This window comes from Streptomyces sp. NPDC107559, assembly GCF_055657365.1.
This window is the reverse complement of sequence record NZ_JBVKBD010000001.1, coordinates 1,455,703-1,476,620: the sequence shown is the minus strand read 5'-3', so window position 1 is coordinate 1,476,620 and position 20,918 is coordinate 1,455,703. Positions and strand designations below refer to the sequence as shown.

General features: G+C 71.0%; 19 protein-coding genes and 1 pseudogene. 9 read left to right on the top strand and 11 right to left on the bottom strand.

The features are described 5' to 3' along the window. Window positions 1–129: 129 nt before the first annotated feature. The 5 genes from ACZ7OY_RS06320 to ACZ7OY_RS06300 all read right to left on the bottom strand — a co-directional run bounded on the left by ACZ7OY_RS06320 (window position 130) and on the right by ACZ7OY_RS06300 (window position 4,938). Window positions 130–1,047, bottom strand: a complete 918-nt coding sequence (locus ACZ7OY_RS06320) for an SCO1860 family LAETG-anchored protein (RefSeq protein ID WP_471910267.1) — start codon at window positions 1,045–1,047, stop codon at window positions 130–132. A 302-nt stretch (window positions 1,048–1,349) separates the two neighbouring features. After that, window positions 1,350–2,447, bottom strand: a complete 1,098-nt coding sequence (locus tag ACZ7OY_RS06315; protein WP_471910266.1) for an amidohydrolase family protein — start codon at window positions 2,445–2,447, stop codon at window positions 1,350–1,352. 21 nt (window positions 2,448–2,468) lie between these two features. Next, window positions 2,469–3,260 (bottom strand): amino acid ABC transporter ATP-binding protein, encoded by a 792-nt coding sequence (locus ACZ7OY_RS06310; RefSeq protein WP_471910265.1) that lies wholly within the window; start codon window positions 3,258–3,260, stop codon window positions 2,469–2,471. Further along, window positions 3,257–4,090 carry an amino acid ABC transporter permease gene (locus ACZ7OY_RS06305; protein WP_471910264.1) on the bottom strand — a complete coding sequence of 278 codons (834 nt, stop codon included), beginning with the start codon at window positions 4,088–4,090 and terminating at the stop codon, window positions 3,257–3,259. The genes ACZ7OY_RS06310 and ACZ7OY_RS06305 overlap by 4 nt, the downstream gene beginning before the upstream one ends. After that, window positions 4,087–4,938, bottom strand: coding sequence for a transporter substrate-binding domain-containing protein (locus ACZ7OY_RS06300; RefSeq protein WP_471910263.1), 852 nt, complete (start codon window positions 4,936–4,938; stop codon window positions 4,087–4,089). Before ACZ7OY_RS06300 ends, ACZ7OY_RS06305 begins: the two co-directional genes overlap by 4 nt. A gap of 235 nt (window positions 4,939–5,173) precedes the next feature. On the opposite strand from ACZ7OY_RS06300, the gene ACZ7OY_RS06295 reads away from it, so the two are divergent. From ACZ7OY_RS06295 to thpD, 5 genes are all read left to right on the top strand, one after another. Next, window positions 5,174–6,289 (top strand): pyridoxal-phosphate-dependent aminotransferase family protein, encoded by a 1,116-nt coding sequence (locus tag ACZ7OY_RS06295; RefSeq protein ID WP_471910262.1) that lies wholly within the window; start codon window positions 5,174–5,176, stop codon window positions 6,287–6,289. A 353-nt stretch (window positions 6,290–6,642) separates the two neighbouring features. Further along, window positions 6,643–7,158: a diaminobutyrate acetyltransferase gene (gene ectA / locus ACZ7OY_RS06290; protein ID WP_351606612.1), complete on the top strand. Its 516-nt coding sequence runs from the start codon at window positions 6,643–6,645 to the stop codon at window positions 7,156–7,158. 73 nt (window positions 7,159–7,231) lie between these two features. Then, complete coding sequence (gene ectB / locus ACZ7OY_RS06285; protein WP_471910261.1) at window positions 7,232–8,503, top strand: diaminobutyrate--2-oxoglutarate transaminase; 1,272 nt, start codon at window positions 7,232–7,234, stop codon at window positions 8,501–8,503. 43 nt (window positions 8,504–8,546) lie between these two features. Next, window positions 8,547–8,951: an ectoine synthase gene (locus tag ACZ7OY_RS06280; protein WP_351606603.1), complete on the top strand. Its 405-nt coding sequence runs from the start codon at window positions 8,547–8,549 to the stop codon at window positions 8,949–8,951. Window positions 8,952–8,956: 5 nt separating this feature from the next. After that, window positions 8,957–9,844, top strand: coding sequence for an ectoine hydroxylase (thpD, locus tag ACZ7OY_RS06275; protein WP_471910260.1), 888 nt, complete (start codon window positions 8,957–8,959; stop codon window positions 9,842–9,844). Between the two features lie 142 nt (window positions 9,845–9,986). Here the strand turns inward: thpD and ACZ7OY_RS06270 are convergent, their stop codons facing one another. From ACZ7OY_RS06270 to ACZ7OY_RS06255, 4 genes are all read right to left on the bottom strand, one after another. Further along, window positions 9,987–11,066 (bottom strand): aminotransferase class V-fold PLP-dependent enzyme, encoded by a 1,080-nt coding sequence (locus ACZ7OY_RS06270; protein WP_471910259.1) that lies wholly within the window; start codon window positions 11,064–11,066, stop codon window positions 9,987–9,989. A 98-nt stretch (window positions 11,067–11,164) separates the two neighbouring features. Next, window positions 11,165–11,890, bottom strand: coding sequence for a DsbA family oxidoreductase (locus tag ACZ7OY_RS06265; RefSeq protein WP_471910258.1), 726 nt, complete (start codon window positions 11,888–11,890; stop codon window positions 11,165–11,167). Window positions 11,891–12,001: 111 nt separating this feature from the next. After that, complete coding sequence (locus ACZ7OY_RS06260; protein ID WP_351606593.1) at window positions 12,002–12,610, bottom strand: DUF1349 domain-containing protein; 609 nt, start codon at window positions 12,608–12,610, stop codon at window positions 12,002–12,004. Between the two features lie 156 nt (window positions 12,611–12,766). Continuing rightward, window positions 12,767–14,296, bottom strand: a complete 1,530-nt coding sequence (locus ACZ7OY_RS06255; protein WP_471910257.1) for an aldehyde dehydrogenase (NADP(+)) — start codon at window positions 14,294–14,296, stop codon at window positions 12,767–12,769. Window positions 14,297–14,439: 143 nt separating this feature from the next. Here ACZ7OY_RS06255 and ACZ7OY_RS06250 point away from each other — a divergent pair, with 143 nt between their 5' ends. The 3 genes from ACZ7OY_RS06250 to ACZ7OY_RS06240 all read left to right on the top strand — a co-directional run bounded on the left by ACZ7OY_RS06250 (window position 14,440) and on the right by ACZ7OY_RS06240 (window position 17,231). Next, window positions 14,440–15,213 carry an IclR family transcriptional regulator gene (locus tag ACZ7OY_RS06250; protein ID WP_152892745.1) on the top strand — a complete coding sequence of 258 codons (774 nt, stop codon included), beginning with the start codon at window positions 14,440–14,442 and terminating at the stop codon, window positions 15,211–15,213. A 5-nt stretch (window positions 15,214–15,218) separates the two neighbouring features. Continuing rightward, window positions 15,219–15,686 (top strand): GNAT family N-acetyltransferase, encoded by a 468-nt coding sequence (locus ACZ7OY_RS06245; RefSeq protein ID WP_471910256.1) that lies wholly within the window; start codon window positions 15,219–15,221, stop codon window positions 15,684–15,686. A gap of 90 nt (window positions 15,687–15,776) precedes the next feature. Then, entirely contained in the window at window positions 15,777–17,231 is a 1,455-nt protein-coding gene (locus ACZ7OY_RS06240) for a peptidoglycan D,D-transpeptidase FtsI family protein (protein WP_471910385.1), read from the top strand. 43 nt (window positions 17,232–17,274) lie between these two features. Here the strand turns inward: ACZ7OY_RS06240 and ACZ7OY_RS06235 are convergent, their stop codons facing one another. Further along, window positions 17,275–18,726 (bottom strand): NCS2 family permease, encoded by a 1,452-nt coding sequence (locus ACZ7OY_RS06235; RefSeq protein WP_471910255.1) that lies wholly within the window; start codon window positions 18,724–18,726, stop codon window positions 17,275–17,277. A 408-nt stretch (window positions 18,727–19,134) separates the two neighbouring features. Here ACZ7OY_RS06235 and ACZ7OY_RS06230 point away from each other — a divergent pair. Then, window positions 19,135–19,749 (top strand): annotated as a pseudogene (locus ACZ7OY_RS06230) (tyrosine-type recombinase/integrase); the annotation flags it as partial. Here ACZ7OY_RS06230 and ACZ7OY_RS06225 read toward each other — a convergent pair. Beyond that, window positions 19,750–20,877 (bottom strand): hypothetical protein, encoded by a 1,128-nt coding sequence (locus ACZ7OY_RS06225; RefSeq protein WP_471910254.1) that lies wholly within the window; start codon window positions 20,875–20,877, stop codon window positions 19,750–19,752. Window positions 20,878–20,918 lie beyond the last annotated feature (41 nt).

Sequence of the window (20,918 nt, the reverse complement as noted above, 5' to 3'; positions counted from 1 at the left end):
CCCCTGCCCCTGCCCCTCACGTCCGCCCCGCCCCCTGCCCCTCCCGTCCCCAGAGGGGGCAGCTCCGGCCCCGTTCCCGAGGGGCCGCCGTTCCGGGGTGGTCGGCCCCGGAACCGGCCGCCGAGGTGGTCAGCCCCGGCGCCGGGACAGCGCCACCGCTCCCCCGCCCGCCACCAGGAGCGCGGCCGCGCCGCCCACCAGGTACGGGGTCACCGAACTCCCGCCGGTCTGCGCCAGGTCGGCCTGCGCGGGCGCACCCTTGGTCGTCACGTCGGAGGTGCCGGGGTCGGCGGGCGCCGAGGGCTTGGCCACCGCAGCGGCCTCGGGGGCCTCGCAGGTCGCCTGCGCGAGACTCAGGGTGCCCTTGACCTCGGCCACGTTCAGCTTCAACGGGTTGATGGACACGGTGAGTTCGAGCGCGGTGGCGGCCGCCGTACGGGAGGTGGTCTCGCGCTTCGACAGGTCCAGGCGCACCTCGCCGACGCCGGGCACCTTGACGTCCGTGGGCCCGCCCGCGGTCAGCGTGGTCCGCTTGCCGAGGACGGTGACCGCGCCCAGGACGTTCGCCGAGGCGACCGGCGCCTTCCCGGCCTCACAGGTCGCCTTCGAGGTGACGCCGTCGACCTCGATGACGGACAGCAGGGGCAGGCCGGGCACATGCAGCCGGGCATGTGCGAGCTCGGTGGAGCCCTCCGCCTTGTCGGCGGCGACGGTGGCCTTCGCCGTCGCCACCTCGGCGCTCAGCACGCTGAACGGCTTTCCGCCGTCGACGCCGTCGAGGCGGGCGCGGAGCGCGGTCCGCTGCGCGTTCGTCCGCTTCGGCGCCTCGACCTCGTTGAGCGAGACCGCGAGGGGGACACCGACGGACTCGTTCAGCAGGGCCACGTCGAGTCCGGTGCGCAGGACGGCGGCGCTCGCGCGGCCCTGACCGGTCGTCGCGTGGGCGGTGTCCGCCGCGACGAGGGCCGCGGGACCGGCGGCCAGGGACGTGGCCGCGGCGACGGCGGCGAGACGGCGTGCGGGCATGCGGAAGTGGTTGCCGTTCAAGGCGTGGGACCCCCAGAAGTGACGTGCTCGGGACCCGGCAAGGATTACGCACCAAGGGTGAACGGGCGGCCATCTTGGGGCACTTCACTCCATCGTGGGATTTCCGTGCACTCTTTCGAATCTTGCGGCACGGGTGTTCCAGCAGGTCACCCCCATGCCTCACGCCATGCGCGCACGGGTCGCCGGGCCGCGCGCACGAGCGGGCGTAACGACCCACCGGCCCGGCCGGTCACGCGTCGTCAACCGAGTGCGTCGTGAGGGGCGCGGGCCCGGGCGGGTCGACGCGGTGGCCGCGGAGGTGTTCAGCCGACGACATGCCCGTTCAGCACGACCCGCAGCGGAGCGGCCAGCACCCGTACGTCCGCCCGCGGGTCCCCCTCGTACACCACCAGGTCCGCCGGCGCCCCCTCCGTGAGGCCGGGGCGGCCCAGCCAGTCGCGCGCCCCCCAGGTGGTGGCCGAGAGCGCCTCGGCCGCGGGGATGCCGGCCGTCACCAGTTCCGCGACCTCCGCGGCCACCAGGCCGTGCGCGAGGCTGCCCCCGGCGTCGGTGCCGACGTACACCGGGACACCGGCGTCGTAGGCGGCGCGCACGGTGTCGTAGCGGCGCTCGTGCAGCCGCCGCATATGGGCCGACCAGCGCGGATACCTGCTCTCGCCGCCCGCGGCGAGTTGCGGGAAGGTCGCGATGTTGACGAGGGTCGGGACGATGGCCACGCCCCGCTCGGCGAACAGCGGGATCGTCTCCTCGGTCAGGCCGGTGGCGTGTTCGACGCAGTCGATACCGGCCTCGACGAGGTCCCGCAGGGAGTCCTCGGCGAAGCAGTGCGCGGTGACGCGGGCGCCCAGCCGGTGGGCCTGCTCGATCGCCGCCTGCACCGCCTCGCGCGGCCAGCAGGCCGACAGGTCGCCGAGGTCGCGGTCGATCCAGTCGCCGACCAGCTTGACCCAGCCGTCGCCGCGCCGGGCCTCCCGGTCGACGTACGCGACCAGTTCGTCCGGCTCGATCTCGTGCGCGTAGCCGCGGATGTAGCGCCGGGTGCGCGCGATGTGCCGGCCGGCCCGGACGATCTTCGGGAGGTCCTCGCGGTCGTCGACCCAGCGGGTGTCGGAGGGCGAGCCCGCGTCCCGGATCAGCAGGGTGCCCGCCTCGCGGTCGGTCAGCGCCTGCTTCTCCGCGACGTCCGCGTCGACCGGGCCGTGCGGGCCGAGGCCCACATGGCAGTGCGCGTCGACGAGGCCGGGCAGCGCCCAGCCCTCGACGGTCCGGATGTCGCGGGCGCCGGCGGGACGGTCGTAGGAGATCCGCCCGCCGACCACCCACAGCTCGTCCCGGACGTCCCCGTCGTCCGGGCCGACGAGTACCCGGCCCTTCACGTGCAGCACCGCGTGATCGCTCATGCCTGGCACCTTAGTGAGCCGCTAGGCGGATCCGCCCACCTGGTCCGAGGTCTCCTCCTCCACCTCGGCCATGGCGGGGTCGAGGAGGCGGGAGAGGAAGTGGCGGGTGCGTGCGTGGCGCGGTCTGCCGATGACGTCGGCCGGGCGGCCCTGCTCGACGATCACCCCGCCGTCCATGAAGACGACGCGGTCGGCGACCTCGCGCGCGAAGGTCATCTCGTGGGTGACGACCATCATCGTCATGCCCTCGTCGGCGAGCATGCGCATGACGGCGAGGACGTCCCCCACCAACTCCGGGTCGAGTGCCGAGGTCGGCTCGTCGAAGAGCATCACCTCGGGCCCCATCGCGAGGGCGCGGGCGATGGCGACGCGCTGCTGCTGGCCGCCGGAGAGGGCGGCCGGATAGGCGCCGGCCTTCTCCGCGAGGCCCACCCGGGCGAGGTTCTCGGCGGCGATCCGGGCCGCCTCCGCCTTGCCCCGGCCGAGCACCCGGCGCTGCGGCAGCGTGAGGTTCTCGGTCACCGACAGATGGGGGAAGAGGTTGAACTGCTGGAAGACCATGCCGATACGGCGGCGTACGGCGTCGATGTCGACGTCGGGGTGCGTGACCTCCGTACCGCCGACGAACACCTGGCCCTTGCTCGGCTCCTCCAGGAGGTTCACACAGCGCAGCAGGGTCGACTTGCCGGAGCCGGACGGGCCGATGACACAGACGACCTCGCCCTGGCCGATCTCCAGATCGATGCCCTTCAGCACCTCGTTGTCGCCGAAGGACTTGTGCAGGTCCTTCACCTGGATCTCGGGTGTGCTCACTTGGCGGCCTCCCCCGACTTCGCTTCGAGACGTCGTACCAGGAAACCGAGCGGGATCGTGACGAGCAGGTAGCACAGGCCCGCGACCAGGATCGGCGTGGAGTTGGCGGTCGTGCTGGCCAGGTCGCGGCCGTACTTGGACAGCTCCCGCTCCTCCAGGGTGACACCGAGGAACAGCACCAGCGAGGAGTCCTTGAAGAGGGTCACGAGTTCGTTGGTGAGCGGCGGGAGGATGATCCGGAACGCCTGCGGGACGATGATCGAGACCATGGCCCGGGCGTGCGAGAAGCCCAGCGAGCGGGCCGCCTCCATCTGCCCCCTGGGCACGGCCTGGATGCCCGCGCGGAACGTCTCGGCCATGTACGCGGCACCCACCAGGCCGAGCGCGAGGGCGACCTTGCCGTACGTCCCGCCCGGGATCTCCGTGCCCGGGAAGGCGAGCGGCACCGCGACGCCCACGAAGATGAAGATCAGCAGGGCGGGCAGACCGCGGAAGACCTCGACGTAGATTCCGGCGAACCAGCGGTAGGGGCCGACCGACGACAGCCGCATCAGGGCGATGACGATGCCCAGCACGAGACCGAGGACGAAGCCGAACGTCGTGTAGAGGACGGTGTTCTTCAGCGCCAGCGTGATGACGTCCGGGAACATCTGCTTGACCAGGTCCCACTGGAAGAACTGGTTCTGCAACCGGCCCCAGTCCGCCGTGGCCGCGAAGACGGCCACGACGGCCACGAAGACGACGTACTGCGCGCCGCGCGAGATCCGGCGCTTCTGGCTCCGGCTCAGTCCGGACCTGCGGGGCTGGAGGGGGGTGTCGGCACCACTCATGAGGCGGACGGGGAGGTGGCGGCCGCGTCGTACGGGCCGATCCACTTCTCGTAGAGCTTCTTGTACGTGCCGTCGGCCTTGGCGTCCGCGATGGCCTTGTTGATGGCGGCGAGGAGCTTGGTGTTGCCCTTCTTCACCGTGAAGCCGTACTGCTCACCGGTGTTGAGGTTGTCGACCACCTGGAAGGCGTCGGCGTTGGCCTTGTCCTTCAGCCAGCCCTGCACGACCGGGTAGTCGATGATGACGGCCTGCACCTGGCCGGTGCGCAGCCCGCTGAGGACCGCGTCGGAGGACTCGAAGGAGATCGGGTCGAAGCCCTGCTTCTTCGCGTAGTCCTCGCCGGTGGTCTGCGCCTGGGCGCCGAGCTTCTTGCCCTTCGCCTTGACGTCGGCGAGCGAGCTGATCCCGCTCTTCTTGTCGACCAGGACGGCCTGGGTGGCGTCGAAGTACGGGTCGGAGAAGTCGACGTTCTTCTTGCGCTCCTCGGTGATCGTCATGCCGGCGGCGGCGAGGTCGCACTGCTCGGAGTTGAGGAAGGCACCCGTCTTGAAGTTCTCGAAGGGCGTGTCGACGATGGCCTGCTTCACGCCGAGGTCATCGGCGACGAGGTCGATCAGCGACACGTCGAAGCCCTGCACCTTGCCGTCGATCTCGGACTGGAAGGGCGGGTACGGCAGATGGGTGCACGTGGTGAGCTGACCGGCCTTGACGAGTTCGACCCCGCCGGCCGCCGTCTTCGGGGCGCCGGAGCCGCTGTCGCCGGAGGAGCATCCGGCCACGAGGACCAGTCCGGCCGTCGCCGCGGTGGCGGCCAGGACGCGGGTCCGGCGTCCGAGAGGGGTGTTCACGGGGTGACCTCCTGAAGGGGTCCGTGGGGGGTATGGGGTGCTGTGAGCGAGCTATGGGTTCCGATTATAAGGAGATGTTTGAGCCTCTCAAACCAATCCGATGGCTACGCGACCGTACAGCCTAAGAAGTCACCGGTCGGCGAGGGGACGACGTCCGCCGGATACCCTCGTCAGCGTCGACCATCCGTGAGCGGTCGGCCACCCGTGAGTGACAGAGAGCGAAGAGAGCACCGCCGTGACCCACCCGTTCCTCGACCTGCCCCCGCTGAGCGCCGCGCGCTTCGCCTCGATCGAGGACCGGGTGGCCCGGCTCCTCGGCACCCGCCAGGACGTCGTGATCATGCAGGGCGAGGCGCTGCTGCCGCTGGAGGGCGCGATCCGCGGGACCGCCGGCCCCGGCACGACGGCGCTGAACGTGATCACCGGCCCGTACGGGCAGACCTTCGGCGACTGGCTGCGCGACTGCGGGGCGAAGGTGATCGACCTGGCCGTGCCCTTCCACACGGCCGTCACCGCCGGCCAGGTGCGGGCGGCCCTCGCCGAGCACCCGGAGATCGACTTCGTGTCGCTGGTGCACGCCGAGGCGGCGACCGGCAACACCAACCCGGTCGCGGAGATCGGCGAAGCGGTACGGGCCCACGGCGCCCTGTTCTACCTGGACGCCGTCGCCTCCGTCGGGGCCGAACCGGTGCTGCCGGACGCCTGGGGCGTCGACCTGTGCGTGATCGGCGCGCAGAAGGCGATGGGCGGTCCGGCCGGCGTGTCGGCGGTGTCGGTGAGCGAGCGGGCCTGGGCCCGGATGGCCGCCAACCCCCGGGCGCCGCGCCGGTCGTACCTGTCGCTGCTCGACTGGAAGCAGCGCTGGGTCGACGGCGGCCGCAAGGCGCTGCTGCACGCACCGGCACAGCTGGAGATGCTCGCGCTGGAGGCGTGCGTGGAGCGGATCGAGGCGGCGGGACTGGACACGGTGATGGCCCGGCACCGAAGCGCCGCGCTGGCCACCCGGGCGGGGGCGGTGGCGCTGGGCGGCGGCCTGGAGCCGTACGTGTACGAGGAGCGGGACGCGGCGCCGGTCGCCACGACGCTGCGGACGACCTCGGGCGTGGTGGCGTCGGAGCTGGTGGCGCGGGCGCTGGCGGCCGAACCCGCGCTGCCGCTGGCCGCGGGCGGGGGCGCGCTGGCGAGGGAGATGATCCGGGTCAACCACTACGGCGCCGACGCGACGGTGGAGGCCGTGCAGGCGAGCCTGGCGGCCCTGGGCGCCGCACTGGCCGGCCAGGGCCTGGACGTGGACCCGCAGGCGGCACGACAGGCCGTGGCGAACGCCTGGGGCCAGAGCCCGTCCGCCTGACAATTCCGAATTCGCGGCCATTTCGAAAATCCCCGGATCCGATCCCTGGATCCGGGGATTTCTACAATTCCGATCCAGAACAGCTCCCCGCATTCTCCTGCCCGCTGATCACGTACCTAAACGCAAAGATTTCGAGCGTATCCGAGCGGGTGTTCCGCGGGGATTCCGTGAAGGTCACACCCGTGTGACACGTTCCACAAGGCGACCGTTTTGCGGCTCTCCTGCCGCCTAAAAGCGCACATTCTGCACACCCTCCGCCTCCTGCGCGCACCCACGCGATAACACGGGACGGGCTCAGGCGTAAGCCCGTCCCGTCATGCATTTTTCAATTTCCATCGGTAAATTCAATTTGCATGACTGCCGCACAAGCAGACCTGCACATCGACCGCCCGTCGGTGTCGGACGGGGCCGCTCTCTGGCGTATCGCCAAGGACTCCGGGACACTCGACCTGAACTCCTCCTACAGCTATCTGCTGTGGTGCCGCGACTTCGCCGGGACGTCGGCGGTGGCCCGCGGACAGGACGGGCGGCCCGTCGGGTTCGTCACCGGGTACGTCCGGCCCGAGCGCCCGCACACCCTGCTCGTGTGGCAGGTGGCGGTCGACCGCGCCCACCGCGGCCGCGGCCTCGCCGCCGCACTGCTCGACGGGCTGACCGCCCGGATCGCCGCCGAGCACCCGCTCACCTGCGTCGAGACCACCATCACACCGGACAACACCGCCTCCGAGCGCCTGTTCACCTCGTACGCCGCCCGGCACGGAGCGGGTGTCACCCGTGAGGTGCTGTTCGCCGCGGGCCACTTCCCCGACGGCCCGCACGCACCCGAAGTCCTGTACCGCATCGGCCCGTTGACCCACCCGTCGCACTGACATCCGTCGCACCGACACCCGTCGTACCGACACCCGTCGCACTGACACCCGTCGCACCGAGGAGCGTTTCGCCGTGACCATCACCCAGCCCGACCTGAGCATCTTCGAGACCCTGGAGTCCGAGGTGCGCAGCTACTGCCGCGGCTGGCCGGTCGTCTTCGACCGCGCGCAGGGCAGCCAGATGTACGACGAGGACGGCCGCCGCTACCTCGACTTCTTCGCCGGCGCCGGATCACTCAACTACGGCCACAACAACCCCGTACTCAAACGGGCGTTGATCGACTATCTGCAGCGCGACGGTGTCACCCACGGGCTCGACATGTCGACCGTCGCCAAGCGGTCGTTCCTGCGGACCTTCCAGGACCTGGTGCTGCGCCCGCGCGACCTGCCGTACAAGGTCATGTTCCCGGGGCCGACCGGCACCAACGCCGTCGAGTCCGCGCTGAAGCTGGCGCGGAAGGTGAAGGGCCGCGAGGCGATCGTGTCGTTCACCAACGCCTTCCACGGGATGTCGCTCGGGTCGCTCGCCGTGACCGGCAACGCGTTCAAGCGGGCGGGCGCCGGCATACCGCTGGTGCACGGCACGCCCATGCCGTTCGACAACTACTTCGACGGCCGGGTGCCGGACTTCCTGTGGTTCGAGCGGCTGCTGGAGGACCAGGGCTCGGGTCTGAACAAGCCCGCCGCCGTGATCGTGGAGACCGTGCAGGGCGAGGGCGGCATCAACGTCGCCCGCCCGGAGTGGCTGCGCGCGCTCGCCGCGCTGTGCGAGCGCCAGGACATGCTGCTGATCGTCGACGACATCCAGATGGGGTGCGGCCGCACGGGGGCCTTCTTCTCCTTCGAGGAGGCCGGGATCACCCCCGACATCGTCACCGTCTCGAAGTCCATCAGCGGCTACGGGATGCCGATGTCGCTGTGCCTGTTCAGGCCCGAACTCGACGTGTGGGAGCCGGGCGAGCACAACGGCACCTTCCGCGGCAACAATCCGGCGTTCGTGACGGCGACGGCCGCGCTGGAGACGTACTGGGCCGACGGGGCCGCCATGGAGAAGCAGACCCGCACCCGCGGCGAACAGGTGGAGCAGGCACTCGTCTCGATCACCGAGGAGAACCTCGCCGACGTCCGCGAGTACCGGGGCCGGGGGCTCGTGTGGGGCCTGGAGTTCCACGACAGGGGCCGCGCCGAGCGGGTCGCCCGGCGGGCCTTCGAACTCGGGCTGCTCATCGAGACGTCCGGCCCGGAGAGCGAGGTGGTGAAACTGCTGCCCGCCCTCACCGTCACACCCGAGGAACTGGACGAGGGCCTGCGCGTCGTGGCCCGCGCCGTCCGGGAAACCGCCTGACAAGGGTCCGGGAAAACCGTCTGACAAGGAGGGACCACCACTCATGATCGTCCGTTCGTTCAAGGACATCGAAGGCACCGACCGGCACGTCAGGGCGAAGTCCGGCACCTGGGAGAGCAAGCGGATCGTCCTCGCCCGGGAACGGGTCGGCTTCTCGGTGCACGAGACCGTCCTGTACGCCGGGACCGAGACGTCGATGTGGTACGCCAACCACATCGAGGCCGTCGTCTGCACCAGGGGCGAGGCCGAGCTGACCGACCACGAGGCCGGCCGGACGTACACGATCACCCCCGGCACCATGTACCTCCTCGACGGCCACGAGCGGCACACGCTGCGCGTCAAGGAGGACTTCCACTGCATCTGCGTGTTCAACCCGCCCGTCACGGGCCGGGAGGACCACGACGAGAACGGCGTGTACCCGCTGCTCACCGAGCCCGAGGAGGTGTGACGCCCATGACCGTGATCACCGATCCGTACCCCAGCCGCGGCACCGGCGAGGTCGTCGTCCCGCGCCAGGACCCGGTCGTCTGGGGCGCCCCGGACACCCCGGGACCGGTCTCGACGGCCGACCTCCAGGCCTATGAACACGACGGCTTCCTCACCGTCGACCGGCTCATCGGCGACGACGAGGTGGCCGTCTGCCGGCAGGAGCTGGAGCGGCTGGTCGCCGATCCGGCCGTCCGCGCCGACCCGCGGTCCGTCAGGGAGCCGAAGTCCCAGGAGATCCGGTCCGTCTTCGAGGTCCACCGGATCAGCGAGGTCTTCGCGCGGCTCGTCCGCGACGAGCGCGTGGTCGGCCGGGCCCGGCAGATCCTCGGCTCGGACGTCTACGTCCACCAGTCCCGTATCAACGTCAAACCGGGGTTCGGGGCCGGCGGCTTCTACTGGCACTCCGACTTCGAGACCTGGCACGCCGAGGACGGTCTGCCGAACATGCGCACTGTGTCCGTCTCGATCGCGCTGACCGAGAACCACGACACCAACGGCGGCCTCATGATCATGCCGGGCTCGCACCGCACGTTCCTCGGCTGCGCGGGGGCCACCCCGCGGGACAACTACAAGAAGTCCCTCCAGATGCAGGACGCGGGCACGCCGTCGGACGAGGCGCTGACCGCGCTGGCGGACCGGCACGGCATCAGGCTGTTCACGGGCCGGGCCGGCTCGGCGACCTGGTTCGACTGCAACTGCATGCACGGGTCCGGCGACAACATCACGCCGTTCCCGCGCAGCAACGTCTTCATCGTGTTCAACAGCGTGGAGAACGCCGCGGTGGAGCCGTTCGCGGCTCCGGTACGACGGCCCGAGTACATCGGGGCCCGGGACTTCACGCCGGTCCGGTGAACCACCCCCTGCCGGGGGTCCGGGGGTCACCCCCCGGGCAACACGGCATCGGGGCCCGGGACTTCACACCGGTCCGGTGAACCACCCCCTGCCGGGGGCCCGGGGGTCGCCCCCGGGCAACACGGCATCGGGGCCCGGGACTTCACGCCGGTCCGGTGATCCCCCGCCCGGCACCGGCCAGGACGTCCAGCAGCCGGTCCACGTCCGCGACGGTGTTGTACAGGTGGAAGGAGGCGCGCAGGTTGCCCGCGCGGTCGGAGACCTCGATGCCCGCACGGCTCAACTCGGGCTGGAGACGGCCCAGTCCGGGCACGGACACGATGGCCGAGCCGGGAGAGGGCAGCGGTTCGCGGCCGAGGGACTCGAGACCCGCGCGGAAGCGGTCGGCGAGGGCGAGGTCGTGGGCGTGCACGGCGTCCACCCCGAGTTCCTCGACGAGGGCGAGCGAGTGGCGCAGTCCCGCGTAGCTGAACAGGGCCGGGCTGACGTCGAACCGGCGAGCGGAGTGGGCGAGTTCGGTGACCGGGCCGTAGCAGCTGTCCCAGGGCTCCTCCCCCGCGACCCAGCCGGCCAGCAGCGGGGTGAGTCCGCCGAAGTCCTCCGGCACGACGAGGAAGGCCGCCCCGTGCGGGCCGAGCAGCCACTTGAAGCAGATGGAGACGGTGTAGTCGAAGTCGTCGGCGGCCATCGGCAGCCAGCCGGCCGCCTGGGACCAGTCGACGCAGGTCCGTGCCCCGTGCGTCCGGGCCGCCTCGCGCACCGCGCTCAGGTCGGCGATCCGCCCGTCGGCGGACTGGGCGGCGCTGACCGCGACGAGCGCGGTGCCCGCACGGACGGACTCGGCGAGCCGCTCCAGCGGCACGGCGCGCACCTTGAGGTCGCCGCGGACATGGAAGGGGTTCACCACGGAGGCGAAGTCGTCCTCGGCGGTGAGCACCTCGGCACCGGCGGGCAGCGAGGCGGCGATCAACGCGGTGTGCGCGGCGACCGAGGGGCCGGCGGCCACCCGGGTGACCGGGACACCGGCCAACCGGGCGAACGCGGCCCGGGACTCCTCCACGTCCCCGTGCAGCGAGGTCAGCGGCCGCCCCTCGGCCCGGACGCGGGCCGCCTCGGACAGGGCGGCCACCGTGCGGGCCGGGAGCAGCCCGTTGCTCGCGGTGTTCAGGAAGGTGTTCTTCGGTTCGAACTCGGCACGGACGACGCTCTCGAAGTTCTTCATGGGACCACTCTGCGGTCCCATGAAGTCACCGTCCATTGCGCGTTCTTGGACGGTTCCGCAAACGAACGCTTATGGATGGGCCCGGAGCTGGGCTTTCGTCACTGCGGCAGCGCGCACCCGTCGGGGCCGCAGGCCTGTGCGCCGTCGGTTGCGGCGTCGCCGCCGACCGGCTTCAGCACCGGGCGCTCGCCCCACGCCTGGGTCAGCGCCTGGGTGAAGACCTCCGCGGGCTGGGCGCCGGAGACGCCGTAGGCGCGGTCCAGGACGAAGAACGGTACGCCGTTCGCACCGAGCTGGGCGGCCTCGCGCGCGTCGGCGCGGACCTCGTCGGCGTAGCGGTCCGGGTCCGCCAGCACCTCGCGGGCCGCGTCGCCGTCCAGTCCGGCCTCGACGGCGAGCTCGGCCAGCCGCTCGTCGCCCTCGGTGTACACGGAGCGCTCCTCGGCGAAGTTGGCCCGGTACAGGATCTGGAGCAGCTCGTCCTGGCGGCCCCGCTCCTTGGCGAAGTGCAGCAGCCGGTGCATGTCGAAGGTGCTGCCGTGGTCGCGGTCCCGGGTGCGGTACGCCAGTCCCTCTGCGGCGGCCTGGGTGCCGAGGTTGTCCTCCCCGGCCTGGGCCTGGGCCTGGCTCATGCCGTACTTCTTGGTGAGCATCGTGAGCACGTCCACGGTGTCGCCCTTGGCGCGCCCGGGGTCCAGCTCGAAGGAGCGGTGCACGACCTCGACCTGGTCACGGTGCGGGAAGGTCGCGAGCGCCTTCTCGAAACGGGCTTTTCCGACATAACACCACGGGCAGGCGATGTCGCTCCAGATCTCGACGCGCATGTCTTCGGCTCTCTCCAGGTCGCACGGGCGCGGAGACTCCCTCCGCCGGATGCGTGAACGTTCAAACAGCCCGCGCTATTCCCGCCCGCCCCGGATCGCCGGATTCCGGGCTCAGCTGCCGTCCCGCAGGTCGTCCGGCCAGGCGGGCCGGAACTCGATGTGGTCGTAGGTGACGACACAGCCCTCCCCTATCGGCGACTGCGACATGAAGCCGACCAGGGCGGCGCCCGTCTCCTTCTCCCCGCCGAGGGTGAACAGCCGGACGAAGGTCCAGCGCTTGCCGTCCCGGGAGGCGTGGAAGGCGAAGGCGCGGCCGGTCCTGCTCACCCGCAGCCAGACCGAACTGCCCTCCACCGTGAAGGAGTTGGCGTCGTCGGAGTGTCCCAGGGTGACCACCGTGCACACGGTGGGCACGTCCGGGGAGTACTCCAGGCAGAGCTTGGCCCAGGCCCGCTCGCCGACGTGGACGTAGAGCACCCCGGCGTCGAAGGCGGCGGCGAAGCCCACCGTGACCCGGGCGATCAGCTGGAAGTCGCCTTCGGGCGCCCCCAGCAGCCGGGGGGCGTCGGTGGCGGGATCGAGCGCCTCGCCGGTGGGCGACACGAACCGGTCCTGCCGGGGTCCGGCCCATCCGCTGAGCATTCCGTCCTCGTAGACCCAGTGCCCGTCGGGGCCGTAGGTGCGCAAGGGGAAAGGGAGTTCGGGGAGTTCGACGTCCATCGGCGGATTCTCTCAGGCGGTCCGGAGAAACCCGAGGGGGTTCCGGGTCCGGGTCGGCAGGCGGCCGGGCGGCCGGGGCCGGACGGGTCCGAGGGGGCGTGCGGTCACCGCGGCCCCCTGGGCCGCCGTCCGGCCGGCCGTGGAAGAGGACTCCGGTTACCGCTCCAGCCGGCCGTCGAAGCGGCGCGGCAGACCCAGCGGGTTGTCGTCCTTCAGCTCCGGGGGCAGCAGGGCCTCCGGCGCGTTCTGGTAGGCGACGGGCCGCAGCCAGCGCTCGATCGCCGTGCCGCCGACCGACGTCGACGTCGAGGTCGTCGCCGGGTACGGGCCCCCGTGGTGCTGGGCCGGTGCCACCGCGACCCCGGTCGGCCAGCCGTTGACCAGGACGCGGCCGGCGAGCGGGGTCAGCTCGGCGAGGATCTCCGCGCCGCGCCCCTCGCCCGCCGCCTCGGCCTCGGACAGCTGGACCGTCGCGGTCAGGTTGCCCGGCAGCCGCGACAGCACCGCGCGCACCTCGGCGTCGTCCTCGTAGCGGGCCACCACGGTGACCGGTCCGAAGCACTCCTCCAGCAGCAGGTCGTATTCGCTCCCGGCGGTCAGCCTGGTCGCCGGTACGGTCAGGAAGCCCGCGCTCACCGTGTGCTCGCCGCCCGCGCCGGGGGTCACCGGGGAGTCCACGTCCGCGAGCTCGGCCCGCTCGGCCACCCCGGCGATGAAGTTGTCGCGCATCCGGTGGTCGAGCAGGACCCCGGCCTCGGTGTCGCTGACGGCGTCCGTGAGGGACTTGACCAGTCCGTCGCCCGCGGCGCCCGCCGGCACCAGCACCAGCCCCGGCTTCACACAGAACTGTCCGACACCGAGCGTCATGGACCCGGCGAGCCCGGTACCGATGGCCTCGGCGCGCTCCACGGCCGCGGCCTCGGTCACCACGACCGGGTTCAGCGATCCGAGCTCGCCGTGGAACGGGATCGGCACCGGCCGCGCGGCCGCCGCGTCGAACAGCGCGCGCCCGCCCCGGACGGAGCCGGTGAAGCCCGCGGCGGACACCAGCGGGTGCCTGATGAGCTCGACACCGGCCTCGAAGCCGTGCACCAGGCCCAGCACACCGTCCGGGATGCCGTGCTCCGCGGCGGCCCTGCGGACCACCTTGGCGACCAGTTCGGACAGCGCCGGGTGGTCGGGGTGGGCCTTGACCACGACCGGGCAGCCCGCGCCCAGCGCGCTCGCGGTGTCGCCGCCCGCGACGGAGAAGGCGAAGGGGAAGTTGGACGCCGAGTAGACGGCGACGACACCCAGCGGCACCTTGTAGCGGCGCAGGTCCGGGATCGGCGGGGTAGCGGTGTCGTCGGGGTGGTTGATGACCACGTCGAGGAAGGCGCCCTCGTCGACGATGTCCGCGAAGGCCCGCAGCTGGAAGCAGGTGCGGGCGAGTTCCCCGGTCAGCCGGACCGGACCGAGCGCGCTCTCGGCGTCGGCGGCCTCGACGAGCTGGTCCCGGGCCGCCTCCAGGTGCGCGGCGGCCGCGCGCAGGAAGGCCGCGCGGACGGTGCGGTCGGCGAGCGCGCCACGCGCGTCGTGCGCGGCGCGGACGGCGGCATCCACCTCCTGGGCCGTGGCCGCCACCGCAACCTGTTCACGCTGCTTCCCGGTTCGGGGGTCGACACTCCAGACTGGTGCTGCTGCCACCGCGGGTCCCTCCACATCGAATGCCGCATGCAATGCCGCAGTACGTACGTCATCCACCAGGGCGTTCGATATACTGAACACCGTCTCTGATGATGAATATGCTGTCGGAGACTATTTCCCGTCGAACGAAGGGGTCAAGGGCGATGTCGGCAGGCGAGACGGGGGGCGGAGCGCAGGTCAAGTCCGCGGTACGGACGGTTGAACTGCTGGAATACTTCGCCGGACGGCCCGGTATGCACTCCCTCGCGTCGGTCCAGGAGGCCGTCGGCTACCCCAAGTCCAGCCTGTACATGCTGCTGCGCACGCTGGTGGAACTGGGCTGGGTGGAGACGGACGCGACGGGCACGCGGTACGGCATCGGGGTGCGCGCGCTGCTCGTCGGCACCTCCTACATCGACGGCGACGAGGTGGTCGCGGCGGCCCGGCCGACCCTGGACCGGCTCTCGGACGACACCACCGAGACCATCCACCTGGCCCGCCTCGACGGCACGAACGTCGTCTACCTCGCCACCCGGCAGTCCCAGCACTACCTGCGCCCCTTCACCCGGGTCGGCCGCCGGCTGCCCGCCCACTCCACCTCCCTGGGCAAGGCGCTGCTGAGCACGTACACGGACGAGCAGGTCCGCAAGCTGCTGCCCGAGTCGCTCCCGGCGCTGACGGAGCACACGATCACCGACCGTGAGAAGCTCATCGAGGAACTGCACCAGGTCCGGGAGCAGGGCTTCGCCGTGGACCGGGAGGAGAACACGCTGGGCCTGCGCTGTTTCGGCGTCGCCATCCCGTACCGCACCCCGGCCCGGGACGCGATCAGCTGCTCGGTGCCGGTGGCCCGGCTCACCCCGGCCCACGAGCAGCTCGTGAAGGACGCCCTGTTCGACGCCCGCGACCGGCTGACGCTCGCCACTCGGAGGCTCTGAAGACGATGGAAGTCGCCCTGCGCAAGGTGCACGACAGTGATCTGGCGGTCTTCTTCCGGCAGATGAACGACCCGGAGTCCCTGCGGATGGCCGCGTTCACGCCTCAGGACCCGGCCGACCGCGACGGCTTCGAGGCGAAGTGGCGGCGGATAAGGGACCGGGAGCTGGTCCGTACGGTGCTGGTCGACGGGGACGTCGTCGGAACCGCCTCGGTGTACGGGGAACCGGGCGAGCGCGAGGTGACGTACTGGGTGGACCGCGCCTACTGGGGGCGCGGGATCGCCACGGCCGCGCTGCGGCTCCTGCTCGCGGAGGTGAGCGAGCGCCCGCTGTACGCGCGGGCGGCGGCGGACAACGAGGGGTCGCTGCGGGTGCTGCGCAAGTGCGGCTTCCGCGAGAGCGCCCGGGCCACCGGTTTCGCCCACGCGCGCGGCGAGGAGATCGCCGAGATCGTGCTGACGCTGCGCGACTGAGGCGGCCGACGTCACGCCGTATGAACATACGATGAGAAAACCGGGCGGATGGGAACGATTTCCCTCCGCCCGTTCGTCTGTCCGGGCGCGATGAACAAGACGATCAGGCGCGCATCGGTCTTCGCGCTGCTCCTCGTGCTGGCCCTGCTGGTCAGGGCGACATGGGTGCAGTTCTACGAGGGCCGGGCACTCGCGGACGACAAGGACAACCGGCGCAACGCGATCACGACGTACGCGGATCCGCTCGGGAACATCGTCGTGGCCGGTGAGGCGATCACCGGCTCGGCACGGACGAAGGACGGAGATCTCCGCTACCGACGCACCTACACGGACGGCGAGCTGTACGCGGCGGTGACCGGCTACGCCTCGCAGAGCTACGCGCCGACCCAGCTGGAGGGCATCTACCAGGACCTCCTCAACGGCACGGACGACCGCCTGCGGACCGCCCTGGACACCGTCACCGACAAGCGCGCGGACCCGGGGAACGTGATCACGACGATCGACCCCGCCGTGCAGAAGGCGGCGTACCGGGCGCTCGGCGGCAACAAGGGCGCGGCCGTCGCGATCGACGCGAAGACCGGCAGGATCCTGGCGGTCGTCTCGACCCCGTCGTACGACCCCTCGTCGCTCACGGACGCCAACACCGCGGGGGCGGCCTGGAAGAAGCTCACCGCCGACGCCGACAAGCCGCTGACCAACCGGGCGCTGCGCCAGCCGCTGCCGCCGGGCTCGACCTTCAAGCTGGTGGTGGCGGCCGCCGCGCTGGAGAACGGGCTGTACACGTCGGTGGACGAGCGCACGGACAGTCCGGACCCGTACACCCTGCCGGGCACCAGCACGGTCCTGAGGAACGAGAACGCCTCGGCGCCGTGCGCGGACGCCACGATCCGGGTCGCGTTGCAGTACTCCTGCAACAACGTCTTCGCGCACATGGCCGTGCAGCTCGGGCAGGACAAGGTGCGGGCCATGGCGGAGAAGTTCGGCTTCGACGACGACAGCCAGGACGTCCCGGTCCGGGCCTACCCCAGCGTGTACCCGTCCGGCATGGACGAGGCGCAGACGGCCCTGTCGGGCATCGGTCAGTTCGACGTCACCGCGACACCGCTGCAGATGGCCATGGTGTCGGCGGCCATCGCCAACGACGGCAAGCTGGTCTCCCCGCACATGGTCGCGCAGATCACCGACGGCGGCGGCGACGTGCTGAAGAACTACGACGACGACGCGGCCGGCACCCAGGTCGTCAGCTCCGCCACCGCGAAGCAGTTGCGGTCGGCGATGCAGACGGTCGTGGAGGAGGGCACCGGCACCAACGCGCTCGTCGACGGGGTGACCGTGGGCGGCAAGACGGGCACGGCCCAGCACGGCGAGAACAACAGCAAGACGCCGTACGCCTGGTTCACCTCGTACGGCACGTCCGACAAGACCGGCGAGGAGGTCGCCGTGGCGGTCGTGGTCGAGCAGTCGGACGCGGCCCGCTCCGAGGTCAGCGGCAACGGGCTGGCCGCGCCGGTGGCCAGGGCGATGATGAAGGCGTCGCTCAATTAGCGGCCGGGCAGGGGGCGGTCCGGCCGGGCCGCCCCCGCCGGTCCTACTTGACCCCGAGGAGCTGCTCCACGGGATCGATCGCGAAGTACACCAGGAACAGCGCCGAGACGGCCCACAGCAGCCAGTTGACCTCCTTGGCCTTGCCGAGCACCGTCTTGATGACGACGTAGGCGAGGAAGCCGGCGCCGATGCCGTCGGTGATGGAGTACGTGAACGGCATCGCGACGATGGTCAGGAACGCCGGGATCGCGATCTCGAACTTGTCCCAGTCGATGTGCTTGACGTGGGTCATCATCAGGAACCCGACCGCGATCAGCGCGGGCGCCGCGGCCTGGAGCGGGACGATGGTCAGCAGCGGGGTGAGGAAGAGCGCGAGACCGAACAGGCCGCCGGTGACCAGGTTGGCGAAGCCGGTACGGGCGCCCTCGCCGACGCCGGCCGCGGACTCGATGTAGGCGGTGTTGGAGGAGGCGGAGCCCAGTCCGCCCGCGACGGCGGCGGCGCCGTCGATGAACAGCACCCGGCCGATGCCCGGGACCTGCCCCTGCTCGTCGAGCAGCCCGGCCTCGGCGCTGATGCCGACGATGGTGCCCATGGCGTCGAAGAAGTCCGACAGGACCAGGGTGAAGACCAGCAGGACCGCGGTGAGCGCACCGGCCTCGGCGAAGCCGCCGAACAGGCTGAAGTGACCGACGAGGCCGAAGTCCGGGCTGTCGACGATCTTGTCCGGCACCTTCGGGGTGGTGAGCCCCCAGCTCTTGATGTCGGCGACGGCGTCGATGACGATCGCGACGACGGTCATGGTCACGATGCTGATGAGGATGGCGCCCTTCACCTTGCGCGCGAGCAGCGCGATGGTGAGCAGCACACCGAGACAGAAGACCAGCACGGGCCAGCCGGTGAGCCGGCCGACGGCGCCCAGCTGCACGGGGACGGTGGTGTTCGCCGCGTCCGGGATGCGGCTGACGAACCCGGCGTCGACGAAGCCGATGAACGCGATGAACAGGCCGATGCCGACGCCGATCGCCTGCTTGAGCTGCTGCGGGATCGCGTTCATGATCGCTTCCCGGAGGCCGGTGAGCACCAGGACGCAGATCAGGAGGCCTTCGAGGACGACGAGGCCCATCGCGTCGTCCCAGCTCATCAGCGGGGCGATCTGGAAGGCGACGACGGCGTTGAGGCCGAGGCCCGCGGCGATGGCGAGCGGGAGGTTGCCGCCGATGCCCATGATGACGGTCATCACGCAGGCCACCAGCGCGGTGGCGGTGACCAGTTGGCCGGTGTCGAGCGTGTGCCCGAACTTGTCCTTGGCGCTGCCGAGGATGATCGGGTTCAGGACGAGGATGTAGGCCATGGTGAAGAACGTGGCGAAGCCGCCGCGTATCTCCCGGCCGATGGTGGAGCCTCTGGCGGATATCTTGAAGAACCCGTCGACCCCACCTGCCGCCGGTGGTACGGCACTTGGCCGGTTGTCGACCTTCTGCGCTTCGGACATGGCGATACTCCTCGTTGCCTGCGTGCTCGGTGCGCGGATGCTGGCTGGATTGTTCCCCTCTCCAAGCACTTTCAGGTTTTCTTCGTGTTACGGAATTCGGTTCGTGTAGTCGCACATCGTCCGAAGTCCCGTACAAGTAAGGCAATTGACCACTGTGCGACCCGGCAGACCCGACCCGAGCAATCGACCCGAACCCGGCGGTCGGAGCGTCCCGGTGACCGCGCCGGTCACTCCTCCGGTTGGCTGACCGGCGCCGTCCGGGCGTGGGGGTCGCGTGACCGCCGACGCCAAACTCTTCGCCGTCCCCCAGGTCATGGAACGCCTCCAACTCAGCCGCACCGCCGTCTACGACCTCCTCCGCACCCGCCACCTCCCCTCCCTCGCCCTCGGTCATCCACGCGGCGCGGGTTGCGGCGAGCCCGCGCCAACGGCGACGGCACCGTCTACCAGCGCAAAGACGGCCGACGGGAAGCCGCCGGATACATCCTCGCCGTCCAGGGCAGCCTCGCCGCCTACCTCGGCTACTGGCTCGACAACGTCGCCGTCCACCACCTCCGCGAGATCACCCACACCCGCTACACCGCCGTCGTGAACCAGTGCCTCGCCCCCGGCCTCGGCAAGAAGAAGCTCGCCAAGCTCACCGCCACTGGCCCTCCACACCGGTCTACGCAAAGGCGAACTCCTCGGCCTGGCCTGGGACGACCTCAGCCTTGACTCGGGCACCCCCACCCTTCAACGCACCCGCAGCCGAGGACTCACCACCCCGCCTACGAAGGCCATCAGCTCGGAGGGGCGCATCGCCCTGCCCGCCGCCTGCGTCACCTCACTGCGCGCCACTGCCAGCGGCAAGCCCAGGAGCGGGAGGCGGCCGGTGCGGCCTGGATCGACAACGGGCACATCTTCGCCCGCCCCGGCGGCCACACCATCGGACCCGCCGCCCTCACGCGGCAGTTCAACGGCATCCTCCACCGGGCCCGCCTCCGCCGCATCCGATTCCACGACCTACGGCACTCCACGCCGACATCAGTCGGACGCCTCCGCTATCCGCCACATGGCAGGCTCCGGGAGGCGCCGGTTCCCGGCTGCCGAGAGCACGACGATCCCGTCGGGGTCGGACAGCAGGTGCTCCAGCAGGTCCGGCGGGCACTGCGCGTTGCGGGCCACTCGTGAGCGCACATTCCGGGAGGTCTCGGCGGCCATGGCGGTCAGGACGCCGATCGGCGTGCCGGGGTTGCCGGCCACCGCGGCACGAACCGTCGCCTCCGGGTCGCCGGCCAGCGCCCGCAGCACCTCCTGTGGAGTTGCACGGTTCGCGGCCACGCAGACTCGTACAGCCGTTCGCGGCGACGGTGCGGCGACCTCCAGTGCCGAGATCGGGCACTTCTCGTTGCGCAGGGCCGCTGCCTCGACCTCGGGATCCCGGTGGGAGGCAAAACGGCCCACTGCGTCCGCCGGAGTCGAGGTGTTCGCGGCCAGCAGCCGCAGGCCTGTGAGCGAGACCGTGTCCTCCAGACATCTCGCCACCGGAAGGGGGAGGTCGCTCACTCCCGCGATGTCATCCGGCTGCGCCGCTGCCAGTTCTCTCAGCAGCGCGAGACGTTCGTCTGGCAACAGGTCCGTTCGCTCTGCGACGGCCAGCCGGACCTGCGGGTCGGGATCGGTCAGCAGCTTCTGGACGCCGTCACGTGGAAGTGCCGGGTTCAAAGCGAGTTGTGCGCGCACCGCGCGGCGGTCGTCGTCGACCGCGGTACGCAGGAGGTGGACCGGGAACGACGGGTTGGCAAGCACTCCAGGTGCCGCATCGGCCGGCCATTGCGGCCGGCCGGCCCCCTGGAAGACATCGGCAAGGAGCTGCGGCGGAAAGTTCGCATGCCGGAACGCCTCTGCGACGAGAAGCGTGTCCCCGGTGTCCGCGATGGCGACCAGCACCGACGGCGGGCAGTTGGGGTTGGCAAGGCTGGTGTGTTCCGCTCGGGCGCCACCCTGCACAAACAGCTCCGCCAGCCGCTCCTGGCCCAGTTCCGCACGGCCCGCCAGCTCGGCCAGGACGTCCTGATAGGGGGAACGCGCCAGCACAAGGAGCAGGGCTCGGGGCGTCGCGGGGTTCCCCGCCAGGCCGAGCTGGCGGAAGAACCCCGACGGAACGCTCATGCAACTCTCTCACTGCTGTATTCGACGTGGACCTTGCACAG